The 14558-nt window shown below is 67.1% G+C and carries 18 protein-coding genes and 1 tRNA gene; 10 read left to right on the top strand and 9 right to left on the bottom strand.

What is annotated here, in order from left to right; all coding sequences use genetic code 11:
* Positions 1–14: 14 nt before the first annotated feature.
* Positions 15–830: a serine hydrolase domain-containing protein gene (locus tag NCO8_RS23225; RefSeq protein WP_067642236.1), complete on the top strand. Its 816-nt coding sequence runs from the start codon at positions 15–17 to the stop codon at positions 828–830.
* 101 nt (positions 831–931) lie between these two features.
* On the top strand, positions 932–1459 hold the full coding sequence (locus NCO8_RS23220) for a DUF3145 domain-containing protein (RefSeq protein ID WP_067487208.1): 528 nt from the start codon (positions 932–934) through the stop codon (positions 1457–1459).
* 59 nt (positions 1460–1518) lie between these two features.
* On the opposite strand, the gene NCO8_RS23215 is transcribed toward NCO8_RS23220, so the two are convergent.
* Together NCO8_RS23215 and NCO8_RS23210 are read right to left on the bottom strand one after the other, a co-directional pair.
* Positions 1519–2058, bottom strand: a complete 540-nt coding sequence (locus tag NCO8_RS23215; protein ID WP_067642235.1) for an antibiotic biosynthesis monooxygenase — start codon at positions 2056–2058, stop codon at positions 1519–1521.
* Positions 2055–3527 (bottom strand): DHA2 family efflux MFS transporter permease subunit, encoded by a 1473-nt coding sequence (locus NCO8_RS23210; protein ID WP_067642234.1) that lies wholly within the window; start codon positions 3525–3527, stop codon positions 2055–2057. The genes NCO8_RS23215 and NCO8_RS23210 overlap by 4 nt, the downstream gene beginning before the upstream one ends.
* 108 nt (positions 3528–3635) lie before the next feature.
* Here NCO8_RS23210 and NCO8_RS23205 point away from each other — a divergent pair, with 108 nt between their 5' ends.
* Positions 3636–4349 carry a TetR/AcrR family transcriptional regulator gene (locus NCO8_RS23205; protein WP_157105053.1) on the top strand — a complete coding sequence of 238 codons (714 nt, stop codon included), beginning with the start codon at positions 3636–3638 and terminating at the stop codon, positions 4347–4349.
* A 27-nt stretch (positions 4350–4376) separates the two neighbouring features.
* Here the strand turns inward: NCO8_RS23205 and NCO8_RS23200 are convergent, their stop codons facing one another.
* The gene (locus NCO8_RS23200) at positions 4377–5018 is read right to left on the bottom strand and encodes a TetR/AcrR family transcriptional regulator (RefSeq protein ID WP_067642232.1); all 642 of its coding nucleotides are present in this window, start codon (positions 5016–5018) and stop codon (positions 4377–4379) included.
* Positions 5019–5088: 70 nt separating this feature from the next.
* Between NCO8_RS23200 and NCO8_RS23195 the strand changes: the two genes are divergently transcribed.
* The gene (locus tag NCO8_RS23195) at positions 5089–5748 is read left to right on the top strand and encodes a hypothetical protein (protein WP_157105052.1); all 660 of its coding nucleotides are present in this window, start codon (positions 5089–5091) and stop codon (positions 5746–5748) included.
* A 17-nt stretch (positions 5749–5765) separates the two neighbouring features.
* On the opposite strand, the gene NCO8_RS23190 is transcribed toward NCO8_RS23195, so the two are convergent.
* Positions 5766–7373 carry an ABC-F family ATP-binding cassette domain-containing protein gene (locus NCO8_RS23190; RefSeq protein WP_218022673.1) on the bottom strand — a complete coding sequence of 536 codons (1608 nt, stop codon included), beginning with the start codon at positions 7371–7373 and terminating at the stop codon, positions 5766–5768.
* A 275-nt stretch (positions 7374–7648) separates the two neighbouring features.
* Between NCO8_RS23190 and NCO8_RS23185 the strand changes: the two genes are divergently transcribed.
* Complete coding sequence (locus NCO8_RS23185; protein ID WP_157105051.1) at positions 7649–8053, top strand: hypothetical protein; 405 nt, start codon at positions 7649–7651, stop codon at positions 8051–8053.
* A 25-nt stretch (positions 8054–8078) separates the two neighbouring features.
* Here NCO8_RS23185 and NCO8_RS23180 read toward each other — a convergent pair whose 3' ends face one another.
* A complete protein-coding gene (locus tag NCO8_RS23180) occupies positions 8079–8966 on the bottom strand; it encodes a ribonuclease Z (protein WP_067642228.1) in 888 nt (295 codons plus the stop codon).
* Between the two features lie 145 nt (positions 8967–9111).
* Between NCO8_RS23180 and NCO8_RS23175 the strand changes: the two genes are divergently transcribed.
* The 3 genes from NCO8_RS23175 (at position 9112) to NCO8_RS23165 (ending at position 10837) form a co-directional block, all read left to right on the top strand.
* Positions 9112–9873 carry a class I SAM-dependent methyltransferase gene (locus NCO8_RS23175; RefSeq protein ID WP_067642377.1) on the top strand — a complete coding sequence of 254 codons (762 nt, stop codon included), beginning with the start codon at positions 9112–9114 and terminating at the stop codon, positions 9871–9873.
* A gap of 150 nt (positions 9874–10023) precedes the next feature.
* Positions 10024–10575 (top strand): RNA polymerase sigma factor, encoded by a 552-nt coding sequence (locus NCO8_RS23170; RefSeq protein WP_067642227.1) that lies wholly within the window; start codon positions 10024–10026, stop codon positions 10573–10575.
* A complete protein-coding gene (locus NCO8_RS23165; RefSeq protein WP_067642226.1) occupies positions 10568–10837 on the top strand; it encodes a hypothetical protein in 270 nt (89 codons plus the stop codon). The genes NCO8_RS23170 and NCO8_RS23165 overlap by 8 nt, the downstream gene beginning before the upstream one ends.
* A 33-nt stretch (positions 10838–10870) precedes the next feature.
* Here the strand turns inward: NCO8_RS23165 and NCO8_RS23160 are convergent, their stop codons facing one another.
* Complete coding sequence (locus NCO8_RS23160; RefSeq protein WP_067642225.1) at positions 10871–11773, bottom strand: aminoglycoside phosphotransferase family protein; 903 nt, start codon at positions 11771–11773, stop codon at positions 10871–10873.
* Positions 11774–11892: 119 nt separating this feature from the next.
* Here NCO8_RS23160 and NCO8_RS23155 point away from each other — a divergent pair, with 119 nt between their 5' ends.
* Together NCO8_RS23155 and ligD are read left to right on the top strand one after the other, a co-directional pair.
* The gene (locus NCO8_RS23155) at positions 11893–12303 is read left to right on the top strand and encodes a hypothetical protein (RefSeq protein WP_157105050.1); all 411 of its coding nucleotides are present in this window, start codon (positions 11893–11895) and stop codon (positions 12301–12303) included.
* A 78-nt stretch (positions 12304–12381) separates the two neighbouring features.
* Positions 12382–13356 carry a non-homologous end-joining DNA ligase gene (ligD, locus tag NCO8_RS23150; RefSeq protein ID WP_084457406.1) on the top strand — a complete coding sequence of 325 codons (975 nt, stop codon included), beginning with the start codon at positions 12382–12384 and terminating at the stop codon, positions 13354–13356.
* 35 nt (positions 13357–13391) lie between these two features.
* On the opposite strand, the gene NCO8_RS23145 is transcribed toward ligD, so the two are convergent.
* From NCO8_RS23145 to NCO8_RS23135, 3 genes are all read right to left on the bottom strand, one after another.
* A tRNA-Val gene (locus NCO8_RS23145) sits at positions 13392–13463 on the bottom strand.
* A 31-nt stretch (positions 13464–13494) separates the two neighbouring features.
* On the bottom strand, positions 13495–13959 hold the full coding sequence (locus NCO8_RS23140) for a peroxiredoxin (protein ID WP_067487241.1): 465 nt from the start codon (positions 13957–13959) through the stop codon (positions 13495–13497).
* 74 nt (positions 13960–14033) lie between these two features.
* A complete protein-coding gene (locus tag NCO8_RS23135; protein WP_067487242.1) occupies positions 14034–14456 on the bottom strand; it encodes a DUF3052 domain-containing protein in 423 nt (140 codons plus the stop codon).
* Positions 14457–14558: the final 102 nt, after the last annotated feature.

Below are 14558 nucleotides of genomic sequence, written 5' to 3'. Positions count from 1 at the left end.
CTACGCTGCCGGATATGCGTTCGTTGGAGCAGGTTCAGCAGTGGCCGGTGGCGCACGCCGCGGCTGCCGTGGTCACCGTCGACGGGGTCGACACCACCGGTGAACTCGACCGGGTGTTCCGGCTGGCTTCGGTCACCAAGCCCCTCGTCGCCTACGCGGCCCTGGTCGCCGTCGAGGAGGGCGCGATCGAACTGGATCAGCCCGCTGGCCCGCCCGGATCGACCGTGCGGCATCTGCTGGCCCATACCTCCGGTGTGGCCTTCGCCACACCGGAGGTTATCGCGAAACCGGGTTCCCGCCGCATCTACTCGAGTGCCGGATTCGAACTACTCGCCGATTTCCTCACCGAAAGCACGGGCATCCACTTTCCGGACTATCTGCACGAGGCGGTATTCGAACCACTCGGCATGCGCGACGCGGTTCTGGAAGGGTCGGCGGGGCATGCGGGACGCGCGAGCCTTCGTGACCTGACGCTATTCGCCACCGAGTTGCTGACACCCGAATTGATATCTCGGCAAACACTCGACGAGGCCACCTCCGTGCAATTCCCCGACCGCGACGGAGTGCTGCCCGGATACGGTTCCCAGCGGCCCAACGACTGGGGTCTCGGCTTCGAAATCCGCGACGGGAAAACCCCGCACTGGACCGGTCATTCCAATTCGCCGCGCACCTACGGGCACTTCGGTCAGTCCGGGACGTTCCTGTGGGTCGACCCCGAAATAGGGGTAGCCACGATCGGTTTGAGCGACGAGAATTTCGGCGACTGGGCAAGAACCGCGTGGCCGAAATTTAGTGATTCCGTGATCGCAGAGACACATAACACGCAGTGAGGTAACACCCGCAACATCGCTCACTTCGCCTACACTCGCACCACACCAGTCCGACGGACCGTTGGGGAAGACGCTCCTTGTCGAGGCTGGAGGTGTTGGTAGTGCGCGCATCGAGTCAGTTCGCTGACGCGACGGCAGGTGTGGTCTACATCCACTCCTCGCCCGCCGCGTTGTGCCCGCACATCGAATGGGCACTGTCCACCGCGCTGTCCACGCCGGCGAAACTGCGCTGGACCGCGCAGCCCGCCGACGGGCAGCTGCGCGCCAGCGGCGACTGGATCGGCCCCGTCGGAACCGCCGCCCGGATAGCCCAATCATTGCGTGCCTGGCCGGTCCTGCGGTTCGAAGTCACCGAGGACCCCAGCGAAGGTGTGGACGGCGAACGCTACAGTTTCGTCCCCGCCCTCGGCCTCTGGCACGGCTCCACCGGCGCCAACGGCGACGTGATGCTCGGCGAAATGCGATTACGCGCTCTCCTCCAAGCCGCCACCGAACTGAGCACCTTCGACCTCGGCGCCGAAATCGACCGCGCCCTCGGCACCGCCTGGGACGAAGACCTCGAAGCCTTCCGTCAGGGCACCGACTGCACCGGCGCCGAAGTCACCTGGCTGCGCCGCCACGTCGGCTGAGCCCGCATTCCGGCCTCTGTTCCGAGGCCGTCACACACCTTGTCCCGCAGCATCTTCGATCAGAACTCGCTGGGGCAGTAGATGCGACAGCGTGCGCCGGGACCGTGGGTGAGGCCGGGATAGTTGCTCACTCGGTGCCATGCGGCTGTGTCCGGGGTGTTCTCGATGAAGGCCTGATGCGCTTCCGGGGCGGTCCAGTCGGAGCAGTTGAGGACCGAATCGCCGTGTGTCGAGAGGTGCTGGGCGAGGAGGCCTTCGACGGGGTGGGATCGGAGTGCTTCGGCGAGGAGGTCGGTCCAGGTGGCGGCATCACGGTCGGTCGGGAAGGTGAAGGTGGTGACGACCGTGCAGTCGGGGGTGCCGTCGGGGTCGAAGATCAGGCTGCGGCGGGAGCGGAACACGGTGGCGGCGGTGGGTGGGATCGTCCAGAGTTCCTGGGTGAGTACGGCGGTGCCGCGCAGGTCGAGGAGAACGGTGACGGCGGCCAGCCCGGGTGGCAGGTCGCGCTCGGCGAGCCGTGCCGCCATGGATTGCTGGTGTTCGGGGTCGTCGACCTGGTGGCGGGTGAGGACGACACCGGCGAGATCGGGGTGGTTCATCGTTGCTCCATATCGGTGCGGTCGTCGCGCAGGAAGCAGGCGACGACGAAGGCGAGGGCAGCGCACAGACCCGCTGCCAGGAAGGCATCGGTGACGCCCGCGGTGACCGGGGCGCGCAGAGCGTCGCGGACCGGTTCGGGCAGAGTCGCGAGGTCGGTGTGCTCGAGGTCGGGCAGCCCGGTCAGGTGTCGTGCGTAGAGTGCGCCGAGCAGGGAAATGCCGAGGGAATTACCGAGATTGCGGGCAAGCATGGCGGTGGCGCCGGCCGCGCCGATGTCGTCGATGCCGACACTGTTCTGCGCGATGACAACGGTGAGCTGCATGAAACACCCCATGCCCGCACCCGTCGCCAGCATTCCGGCGACCACCGGCAACCATCCGCTGTCGACGTCCAGTGACGCCAGCACAGCCATGCCGAGGGTCATCGCCGCCGCGCCGACGACCGGATACACGCGGAACCGCCCGCTCCTCGATACCGCCGCGCCGACCACGGGCGCCACGACCAGCATCGCGCCGAGCAACGGCAGCATGAGCAGCCCGGATCCGGTGGCCGAACGGCCCTGCGCGATCTGCTGATAGAGCGGCAGGAACGTCACCGCGCCGAACATCACCAGGCCACTGAGGAACCCGAGCACCACGGCGATCGTGAAATTTCGGTGGCCGAACAGCTGCGGCGGAACGACAGGGTCGCTCGCCCGCCGCTCCCAGCGCAGGAAGAACACCGCACCGACAGTCGTGACCAGTAACAACAGCAGCACCGGAAGCGAGGCCCACGCCCACGTGCGGCCGCCTGCCGAGGCGAGCACGGTGATACCGACGATGCACACGCTGAGCGCCGCCATCCCGACCACGTCCACGCGCACGGAATCCCGGGTGCTCGGCGGCAACCGCAGCTGCGTCGCCAGCAGGATCAAGGCCACCGCGCCGAGCGGCACGTTCAGGTAGAACGCCCACCGCCACCCGATGCTGTCGGCGCACCACCCGCCGATCAGCGGCCCGCTCACGATCGCGAGCGGCATGATGATCGCCATCAGCCCCTGCACCTTCGCCCGCTGTCGCGGCGGGAACAGCACACCGACGATCGCTATCCCGCCGACGAGCAACCCACCCGCACCCAGACCCTGAAGCGCGCGAAACCCGATGAGCTGCGGCATGTTCCGGGCCGCCCCGCACAACGCGGATCCGATCAGGAAGATCGTGAACGCGGCGATGAAGACGTTCTTGCGGTCGTAGAGGTCGCCGAGTTTGCCCCATATTGGCGTGGTCACTGCCGTGGCGAGCGCGAACGAAGTGACGACCAGCGACAGATCCGCGAGCCCGCCCAGTTCACCCGCAATGGCGGGCAGCGCGGTGCCGACGATGGTGAAGTCGAGATTGGCGACGAGGAAGGCGATGACCAGCCCGCTCATCGCGGCGAATATCCGGGCGGGAGGCCCCTTCTCCACTGTGGTGGCGGGTTCGATCGACATGCCCAACTCCTGTGTACGTCGTAGACTGTGTGTACAACGTAGACTCCAGATTGCGGTGTACACAAGACTGTTAGGGTGAGCCGGACAGCGACCCCGAAGGAGTGAGCCTTGGCGAAAGCGGATGGGACGATCTGGGAGCGACTCGGTCGCTCGCCCACTGAGCAACGCGCTCCGCTGAGCCATGACCGCCTCGCGGCCGCCGCCATCGAAATGGCCGACCTGCACGGTCTCGACGCCCTGTCCATGCGCAAACTCGCCGAGCACCTAGGCGTCACCGCCATGGCGCCCTACCGCTACATCTCCGGCAAGGACGACCTCTTCGAACTGATGGTTGACACCGTCCACGCCGACATCGCCCTGCCCGTCACGGCGGGCAACTGGCGGGAAACGTTGGGGGCCTACGCCGAACAGATCCGCGAGATCACCTTGCGTCACCCCTGGCTCGTGCAGATCTTCGCGCGCCTGCCCGGCGTACTCACCCCGCGCATGGCCGATATCGCCGAGCAGGTCCTCGCCTCCATGGACACAGATGCCGATGTCGACGCGAAAATGGCGATGCTCGCGGGCGTCACCGCTTTCACCCACGGCGCGGCCGCCGCGGAGGTAGCCCAACGCCAGTCGATGGCGCGCCGCGGCTGGACCAGCGACGACGACGTCCGCAGCGCCTACCACCCCTACATGGCCGAACTCACCGCCACCGGCCGCCACCCCCACCTGGTCGACTACCTCGTCGGCGGGTCCAACCAGGACACCGCCGAGTGGCAGTTCCGTTTCGGGCTGGACTGCTTGCTCGACGGCATCGCCACGAAACTGCCCCGCTGAGAAGGCGTCGCAAGGCGCGGGCGCCCGTTACCGCTCGTCCGTCGATCCGAAGAACAACTCACCCAATGTGGTGGCCCACCAGCTTTCGATCTGATCGGGTGTCCACCCGCGTTCACCGCGCAACACATCGAAGGTATCGATAGAGCAGAGGGCCGCGGCGACGTCGAGGGCATGCGCCGCGGTCATATCCGGTCGCCAGACGCTCTGCGGCCAGGCCTCGTAGACCTCGCGGCGCACCTGGTCGCCACGGTCGCGACCCATGCGGTACGCGTCGGCCAATGCGGCGTGCTGGCGCGATCCCTCGATCATGATGCGCAACACATCGCCCGCGGACTCGAAGAGCCGGCGGTCGAAGCCGGCCAACGCGCGTAGTTGCGCACGTGGATCGTCTTTTCCGGCAATCAGTTCGGCGGTCGCGCGCTCGACATCGGCGCCCTCGTCGGCGCTGTCGATCAGCGACGTCGCCAGGCCGGCCTTGCTGCCGTAGATGGCGTAGATCGTGGCCTCCGAGACGCCCGCCGCCGCCGCGACCGCCCGCACGCTCGTTCCCGACCACCCGTGTTCCACGAACAATTCGCGCGCTGCCCGCGCGATGAGCATGCGGGTGAGTTCGGCTTGCTGGGATCGCAAGCTCGATCGATAGCTGCGCCCGGATCGTTCGGTCTCCACAGCCCGACTTTACAGCCCATCTGAGTGAGTCTATATTCGCTGAGTACATCTCTAGTGAATCGAGTGCATAATGAATCAACGTGTCGTTCCGCTGGGCTTTGTCGTTGCTGCCGTCCTATTCGGGGTGGGTGGTCAGCTGCATCCGATCGGTTCCGGCGGCAACGTCGACGATCACCTGCTCTCGATGTTCACCAGCGATCTCTGGAATGCGTCCCACCTGCTGCAGATGGTCGGGCTGCTCCTCGCCGCGACGATGTACGTACTCGCCCGGCGAGACGGCGTGTTCGGCGAAGCGGTCGCGAAATGGCTCACCCTGGCGGCAGTCGGCACGGCCTTCGCCGGGCTCGAATTGATTCCGCACGTGGCAGCGGCCTCCGAGGCCGACGACCTGCGCGACCACGCCCACACCCCGATCCTCGACTTCCACATGGCGATGCAAGTGCTCGCGTCCCCGGCCCTCGGTCTCACCACCGCCGCGCTCGCGATCGCCGTCGCCCGCGAGGTGCGAACCACCGCCGCCTGGATCCTCGGCGCGATCGCGCTGGTCTCCGGCGTGGTCAGTTCCTTCGCGGGGCCGCTGGTGGTCCTCACCCGCGACATCGACTACTCCATCCTGTTCCCGTTCCAGATGGGTGTGGCGATCTGGTTGTTGGGCACGGGAATCCGTCTGGCTCGGACTGATCAATCCCGCTCCGCTCGTCCACGGAAAGCCGCAACTGTCCGCGCATAGGACGCGGAGGGTGGTGTTCACGCCGACAGCGTGAGGCGGGGCCAGTCGGTCAAGTCGGAGAGCATTCGGCGGTCGTGGGTGGCTACGACGACGGTGGCGGGGGTTGTGGACAGGGCGGTGGTGAGGTCGTCTACCAGGGTGGTCGAGAGGTGGTTGGTCGGTTCGTCGCAGAGCAGGACCGTCGGTCGGGCGGCCAGTTCGATGGCGAGGTGGAGGCGGCGTTGCTGGCCTTGGGAGAGGCGGCCGACCGGGGTGCGGGAGGTTTGTTTCTCCAGGAGGCCGGTGGCGTTGAGCGGGAGTGGGTTGTCGAGGTGTCGGGTGTGCTGTTCGTAGATGTCGTGGGCGGTGGCGGTGAGGTCCCAGTCGGGGACTTCCTGGCCGAGCAGCGCGATGCGGGCGGAACTGTGCTGGTGGACGGTTCCCGTCGCCGGGGTGAGTGCGCCGACCAGCACGGTGAGCAGGGTGGATTTGCCCGCGCCGTTGGGGCCGGTGATCAGGAGGCGGTTGCCTGCTTCGAGAGTGAGGTCGATCGGTGTGTTCAGGCGGCCGGGGACGGTGATGCCTTCGCACCGCAGCGCCGGTGTTCCTCGGCGGACCGGGAGTTCTGGAAAGCGCAGGCGCAGTGGGGGTTCCGGGACCGTGATGGTGTGGGCGTCGAGGTCCGACTGACGGCGTTTCAGCATCTGGACCAGACCGGGAGCTCGCGACTGGCGCTGATGCTTGCCGTGGCCCTTGTCCGGACGCCACCCGGTGCTGAGCCGGTCGCGGGCACCATCCACCGCCTCCCGCAGTCGTGCGCGCTCGGCGAGTTGTTCTTCGTAGTCGCTTTCCCAGCGGTCTCGGGCACGGCGTCTGCCCTCCTGCCAACCGGCATAGCCACCGGCGAAAAGCTGGGGGCGGCCGTCGGGGCTCGGGTCGAGATCGAGGAACTCCTCGGCGACCGCGCGCAACAGGGCGCGGTCGTGGCTGACGACGGCCAGGCCGCCGGGGTGGGCACGCAGGCGGTCGGTGAGGAAGTCGAGGCCCGCGCGGTCGAGGTGGTTCGTCGGTTCGTCCAGGAGCAGGATGTCGTCGGACGCGCCGAGCAAGCAGGCCAAGCGGACTCGATAGCGTTGTCCCACAGACAATGTCGACAGCGGGTGGGATCGGTCGGTGCAGGCGTTCAAGGCGGCCAGGGCGATGTCGACGCGCCGTTCGGCGTCCCAGGCGTCGAGTCTGGTCGCGGCATCCAGGGCCGCGGCGTAGGCGTCGTCGGCGCCCGGTGCGTCCTCGGTGAGCAGCAGGGTGGCGGCGTCCAGATCGCGCAGGGCACGCTTGGCCGGTTCGATGGTTTCGGCGACCAGATCGCCGACCGTCTCGCCCGCGCGAACGGTGATGTTCTGCTCGGCGATGCCGACGGTGCCGACCCGGCTCACCGAACCGCTGTCAGGGTCCAGCAGACCGGCGAGAACATGCAGCAAGGTGGTCTTGCCACGCCCGTTCTCGCCGACGATCGCCAGGCGCGAACGTGCGGAGACGGTGACGGAGACGTCGGTCAGCACCGGGCGTGAACCGAGCGTGACGTGGACGGATGCGGCCCGGATATGGGCATGCGCACCAGCGGGCAGGGAAGGAGAAGTAGGCACAGAGAACTCCGCGGCTCGAGAAAGGAGCCGGGCAGCGCAAGGAAACCGCCCGGCGGATGACCCGGGACGGCGGCGTCAGAAGAGGGATGGAATGCCGGTCGCCGCCGTCAGCGGAGCGACCAGGGCTTCATCATCGCGGTGCCTGTATACACGTCAGCGACGATACCGATCCGTGCCCACGCTGCCAACGAGATTTCCGGCACGGCCAGACCCCAGTTGTGGTGGCACCGGTTTCCTTGTGCCGAAAACTATTGTGCGGCACCATCAAACGTGTGATGAACAGACGAATTTCCGCAGCTTTCGTACTGGCCGCCTCGGCCACCGTGGCCTTCGGGTCCATTGCACCCGCCGGTGCGGCGACGCCGTTCGTCGCCCCACAGGTGACCTTCACCGGCACCGCCGCGGGCACCGTCACCGCCACCCTGCACAACCCGAACGACCGGGGACAGTGCTGGGCCGAGGCCGGGATCGGACCCGAGAACAACCACGCGTTCTTCGGTAACGGTTCGCCGGAGTCGTTGGCCGATGCAGGCGAAACGGTCACCACCTCGCTCGAGGGGCTCGAACCCGGTTCCACGATCACCGCGCGCGGTGGGTGCGTCAACGGTGCCGAGTTCGCGTTCTCCGAACTGGTCACCGTGAACGTGCCGAGCTCGATGCCTTCGACCGGCAGCTTCTAGCCGGGCAGCCTTCCGGATCCGCCGTTCATAAGGCGCGGCGGGCCGGAAGGGGGACGCGATCGAGGTCGTGGGCGAGGACGGCGCCGGGGAAGTCGGCCTGCTCCAGGAACGTTCGATCGTCGGCCGCGGTGTAGCGCTCCGAGAAGTGGGTGAGCACAAGTGTTCTCACCCCACACGCACGGGCGACCTCACCCGCCTGACGTGCGGTGAGATGCCCGCGTTCGTGTGCCTGCTCGGTTTCCGAATCCAGGAAGGTGGATTCGATGATGAGCATGTCCACGTCGGCCGCCAGCTCGAAGACGTTGTCGCACAGGCGGGTATCCATCACGAAGGCGACCTTCTGGCCCGGTCTCGGCGCCGAACACTCCTCGAGCAACGGGCCCGACAGCTCCCGCACGGCGGCACCGGAGATCCCGTGTTCGCGCAATTTCTCGGGTAGGAATGTGCGACCGTCCGGTTCGGCCAGGCGGTATCCGTAGGTGGGGATGCTGTGCGACAGCGGCAGGGCGGTCAGGCTGAAACCATTGCCCTGCAACGTTTCTCCCGCACCGCTCATCGGGTGTTCGACGAGGCTGGGCGAGCCGTAGTAGCTCGTCGCGAACTTCAGTCGCTCCCAGTACTCGATGCCCTCGGCCGGGAACACGGCGTGCACATCGTGCGGAACGCCGTCGCGCCCCAGCCGCTGCACGATCCCCGGCACGCCGAGCGAATGATCCCCATGGAAATGGGTCACACACAACCAGTGCAATTCGGTAGCCGAAGCCCCCGCATGCGCCATCTGCCGCTGCGTCCCCTCACCCGGGTCGAACAGCACACCCCGCCCATCCCACCGCAACAGATACCCGTTGTGATTGCGGCGACGAGTCGGCACCGCCCCCGCCGTCCCGAGGACGATCAACTCCCGTGTCGACATCGCCCCATCCTCGCCGCTCCCGCCACCACTGTCACGTCGATTCGTGGGCAGTGCGGGCGGTTGACGGCGAAATCGCTGGTGATGGTCGCAGGGTTCGGACGCGGGTGGTGTGATGGTGCCGGACGCACACTCGGTGGAGGTCGGGATGGAACTGTTCGATTACGACGCTGAGTTGCGGTTGCACAATGTGTATCTGCGGGCGGCGGCGGGGGTGGGGGTGCGGGATCGGGTGCTCGATATCGGGTGTGGTGCCGGCGGTACGACGCGGGAGGCGGCGCGGGACGCTGTGGAGGGGGAGGTGCTCGGGGTCGACGTGTCGGCGGTGATGGTCGAACAGGCTCGGCGGATCAGTGTGGAGGAGGGGTTGGGCAATGTCGGGTTCGAGGTTGCCGATGCTCAGGGTCATCTCTTCGCTGCCGGGGCGTTCGATCTGTGTATCAGCCGGTTCGGGGTGATGTTCTTCGCCGATCCGGTGGCGGCGTTCCGCAATATCGGGCGGGCATTGCGGCCGGGTGGGCGGTTGGTGGTGATGGTGTGGCAAGGGAGTGAGCACAACGAGTGGGTGACGGTGTTCCGCAGCGATCTCGTCGCGTCGATGGCGAAGCCAGGGCCGGGCCCGTTCTCGCTGGCCGACCCCGGGGTCGCCGAATCCGTCCTGACCGCAGCGGGTTTCGTCGACATCGCCTTCGCCGACGTGCACGAACCGGTGTATCTGGGCGCCGACAGCGACGCCGCCTACAGCAACCTGCGCCTGCTCGACGGATTCCGGACCTCTCTCGACAACCTCGAACCCGCCGAGGGGGAGCGAGCCCGCGTACGGCTGCGGGAGGTGCTCGCCGCGCACGAGACCGACCAGGGCGTGCTGTTCGATTCGCGAGCGTGGATTGTCACCGCGAAACGGCCGTGAATCCTTTTTCGTGTCTCGCACCTCTTATAGGTGTCCGCGCACCGTGCGGGGACGAAACGGAGGTTGTTGTGATCATCGGAACCGGAATCGTCGTCGGCCTGGTGTTGATGTGCACGTGCGTGTACGCCCTGCGCCGCAAACGGGCCGGGCGTGACTGACTCGCGCTGGCCTGCCGAGGAACTGATCGTCTCCGCCCGCGACGGGGACGTGGATTCGATCGCCGCGCTGGTGTCGGGTTCCTACCCGAACATCCAGCGCTTCGCCCGAACCCTCTGTGCCACACCGGAAGACGCGGAGGATGCGGCTCAGGAAGCCCTCATCATCCTGTATCGCAAGATCGGGATGTTGCGGGCGTCGGGGGCGCTGGCGTCGTGGATGTTCCGGATCGTGCGCAACGAGTGCCTGCGGCGGGCGCGGATCAGGCCGCAGCACCCACCGGCGGAAGTCACTGTGACGGCCTCCGCCGAGGACGAAGTGCTGCGTCGCCTGGAAGCGGCGAGGGTGGCGGCCGCCGTCGCCACCCTGCCCGACGACCAGCGCCAGGTCCTGATCATGCGCGATATCCAGGGCCTCAGCGGTCGCATCGTCGCGGACGCGCTAGGCCTCAGCACCACTGCGATGAAATCGCGCCTGCACCGTGCCCGCGCGTCGGTGCGCCAAGCACTCCAGCCTGATCCACCTCCCGGAGGGAAGAATGTCTGACCAACCCGACTTCGCCAGCGCGTCACTGCCCCGCCACCTGACGCGTGGGGTCGTAGGTTTCGGCGCACTGATCGGCTCGATCGCATTGCTGCCCCTCATCGGCGTGATCAGCCTGCTGTTGCTACCCGTCGGCCTCGTCGCGCTGCGTGGATGCCCGATGTGCTGGGCCATCGGCCTTGCCCAAACCCTCTCCCGGGGGCGACTCCGCCGCTCCTGCGACAACGGGCAGTGCAGGCTCACGGTCGCGAAGACGGCTGTGTAGTACCCGCCGACCATGCGAAGGGCTGCGCCGAAATCAGACGAGCATCTCGGCGAGCCGGTCGGTGACCTGTACGACCCAATCCGGCTCACCGTGCTGTCGTCCCCACAGCGCGGCTCGCACCGCTCGCACCTGCGCCCACCGGCGTGCCCGTTCACGATCGATCCGGGCTGCCTCGCAATACATGTCGAGGCCGCGACGGAGGCCACGCGCCGGGTCGGCGCTGAACAGCAGGGGAGCGAAACGGTAGCTGCGGATCACGGTGATCGTGTCGTAGGCACGGTCACCGACGTAGCCTTTGGGGTCGATCGCCAGCCAGGGCTCGCGGTCGCCGCGCAGGACATTGGCGTCGTGGAGATCGCCGTGGACGAGCGTTTCGGGTTGGTTCGGGCCGAGCTCTCGCAGAGTGGCATGAGCGGCACCCATGACGCGACCAGGCAGCGGATTGCCCACTTCTGCTGCGGCAGCCGCTATTTCGTCCGGCCATTCGGCGACCAAGCGGCTCAGGCGCGGCAGAGCAGGCGGGGCTTCGACGGCCAGCCGCCACGACAGTTCACCCAGGGCGGTCACGGCTTCGTCGAAGTCGGTTACCTCGGACAGCGCTCCGCCCGGGGCGCGCTCCAGCAACATCGCATAGTGCGCGGTGTCGCGTTCGAACAGCCGCACCGCACCCGCGCCCTTCCACGTGTCGAAGGCGTCGGCCTCGAAGTCGTTGCCGGGGTGGGGAAAGGACACCTTGATGACCGCGGGTGGGTGGTCTGTGTGGGCCACAGGCAGCACGACCCCGACATTTCCGTGCATCAGTGGGCCGTCCGGTCTGCAGGACCAGCGTTGCAGCAGATCATCGAGCAGTTGGGGGAGCGAGGTGATCCAGGCGCGGCCCGGCGCACCTTCGCGTCCGATGGTCTCGTGCGCGAAAGCCTCAGGGATTTCGATCATCTCGGTGCCTCCACGGGTTCACCGTAGGCCGGTACGGTCGGATGTGGGGCTTCGGTACGCCCCTGTCGCTGAGTGCGCTGCTGTGGGGGTTTCAGATGGGCCAGGTCGATGACGTCCCAGTGAGGACCTCGAATATCGCCGATTCCGAGGTGCGGCGAGCAATGTGGGCTGCGGGTGCGGCCGGGTGTGCGCTCGGAGCGGTGCTGCTGGCCTGTTCGTCGCGGGTGATCGTGTCCGGTCTCGACTCGCCGTATCTGCTGATGATCTGCGTGGTGGGTGCCGTTCCCGGGCTGGCCGGCCTCGGTCTGCTGTTCGCCTCCCAGCAGGTTCTGCGTGGGAAGACCGCAGGAATCGGCAGGGCAGCTGTGATGCTGTTCGCTGTCGGCGTCCTTGTGACGTTCGGCTGCGTGGCGGCAATCAGTTATGGGCCTTGGATCGCGAGAATCGTCATGGCCGGACTGGCGGGCGCGACAATCGCGGCAACCGTCCTCCTCCGTGCCGCCCACCGTGCCCTGCCGACCGGTCGATAGCGGATTCGGCCTGGTCGGACGCGCCGAGGATCTGCCGCGTGAGCGGAGCCCGGACAGCGGCGGGAATAGGCTGATCATGTGGGGTTCACGGTCCCGGCACCGATGCTGGCCAAACCCGGACGGCCACCGCAGCCGCCAGGCGGCTGGTGCGCGGAAATGAAATGGGACGGCGTGCGCGCGATCGCCCACTGCGCCCCGGCGGGGATCAGTTTGTGGAGCCGGAACCTGCGCGACATCACCGGCTCCTACCCCGAGGTCGTGACCGCGCTCACCGAGATCACCGATGGACGCACCCTGCTTCTCGACGGCGAACTCGTCGCTCCGGACGAGCGCGGCGCACCTTCGTTCTCCCGGTTGCAACAGCGCATGCACGTCCAGCGGCCGACGCCCGCGCTGATCGAGCAGGTCCGCGTCGACTATCTCGTCTTCGATGTGCTCGGTGTCGACGAGGATGTGCTGTTCGAGGACTCCTACCGCACCCGCCGCGCCGAACTGGCCGACCTCACCCTCGACGACGGTGCGCGCGTGCGGGTTCCACCGATGTGGTCGCTGACCGACACCAGCGCGGAGGAGTTGTTGCGCGTGGCGACGGACTCCGGGTTGGAAGGAATCGTCTGCAAGCACGGCGATTCGATCTACGAACCGGGCCGCCGCTCCTCGGCCTGGACGAAAGTCGTCCTCCGACTCACAACCGAAGCCGTGATCGTCGGCGCGGTCCCCGGCAACGGCGCCAATGCCGCGACCTTCGGCGGCCTTGTCCTTGCCGGCCACACTCCGGAGGGCCGTCTGCGCTGCATCGGCGGAGTCGGCACGGGCTTCACCGCGGCGTCCCGCCGCAGCATCCGCGCCGCCCTGGACCAGGTGCGCCGCGACACGACACCGCTCGACGATCCACCACCGGCACCGGTCGCCCGGACGGCCTGGTGGGTCGAACCGGTTTTCGTCGCCGATATCGAATACCGCGAGATCAGCGGCGACGGACTGCTCCGGCATCCGAGCTTCCGCGGGATCCGCACCGACAAGACACCCGAGGAGATCGGCCTACCGACCTGACGGTGACGTGCGAACCGAACGTGTGCGACAAGATGTGGGCGCAGAGGGGATCGAACCCCCGACCGCTGGTGTGTAAAACCAGTGCTCTACCGCTGAGCTATACGCCCCTGCATCGCCGGTGGGACCGGCGGTGTCGGGTTATGAATCTAGCGCGGCCAGCGCTTTCTCCCAAGCCGCCTGGTCACGGGCCTCTCCGGGCCCGTTCATCTCCGCGAAAGTGATGTATCCGGACTTGTCGATCACGAAGGTGCCGCGGTTCGGGTAGCCGGATTTCTCGTTGAAGACGTCGTAGGCCTGGGCGACGGCGCCGTGCGGCCAGAAGTCGGACAGCAGGGGGAACAGGTAGCCCTGTTCGGCCGCCCAGATCTTGTGGGTGGGTGGTGGGCCGACGGAGATCGCGAGGATCTCGGCGTCGTCGTTCTGGAATTTGGGCAGCTCGTCACGCACCTTGCACAGCTCACCCTGGCAGATGCCGGTGAAGGCGAGCGGATAGAACACCAGCAGGACATTCTTCTTGCCCCGGTAGTCCGACAGGGTGACGGGCTGGTTGTTCTGGTCCTTGAGCGTGAAATCCGGCGCGAGAGTGCCAACCTCTAGCGGCATAGGGGAGTTCCTGTCGTCGTGTCGGGTCTCAGCCGAGCGTTCTCGTCCGGCTGAGACCTTAGCGAACGGCGGTTTCAGCGCTGTTTGGACGGTGCCTTCGGCTGAACCAGGCGCGAGCCCGTCCAGCTGCCGAGGCTGATGGTTGATGTCTGGGTCAGGCCGGCCGTGGGTGCGGCTTCGGCGATCTCGCTCGGATCGACATGGCCCGGTTGACCGGTTTTGGGGGTGAGGACCCAGATGAACCCTTCGTCTGCCAGCGGGCTGATGGCATCCATCAGCTCGTCGGCCAGATCGCCGTCACCTTCTCGCCACCACAGCAGGACGGCGTCGACGACCTCGTCGGAGTCTTCGTCGACCATCTCGCCGCCCGTGATCTCCTCGATCTCGGCGCGCAATGCGTCGTCGGTGTCCTCGTCCCAGCCCAATTCCTGAACAACCAAGCCGTGAGAAATGCCAAGCTTCTGAGCGTAGTTCTGCGCGTCCGCCGCGGCGACCACGGTGGTGTCCTCCCTAAACTGCCGACAGTAAGATACGTGCAAGCGAACATGGTTATCGGCCGCAGCGCAAGCCGATCGGATGAATCGGTACCGTACGCCGCG

The organism is Nocardia coubleae NBRC 108252, assembly GCF_001612805.1.
GTDB classification, from domain to species: domain Bacteria; phylum Actinomycetota; class Actinomycetes; order Mycobacteriales; family Mycobacteriaceae; genus Nocardia; species Nocardia coubleae.
This window is presented reverse-complemented; position numbering and strand designations above follow the sequence as displayed.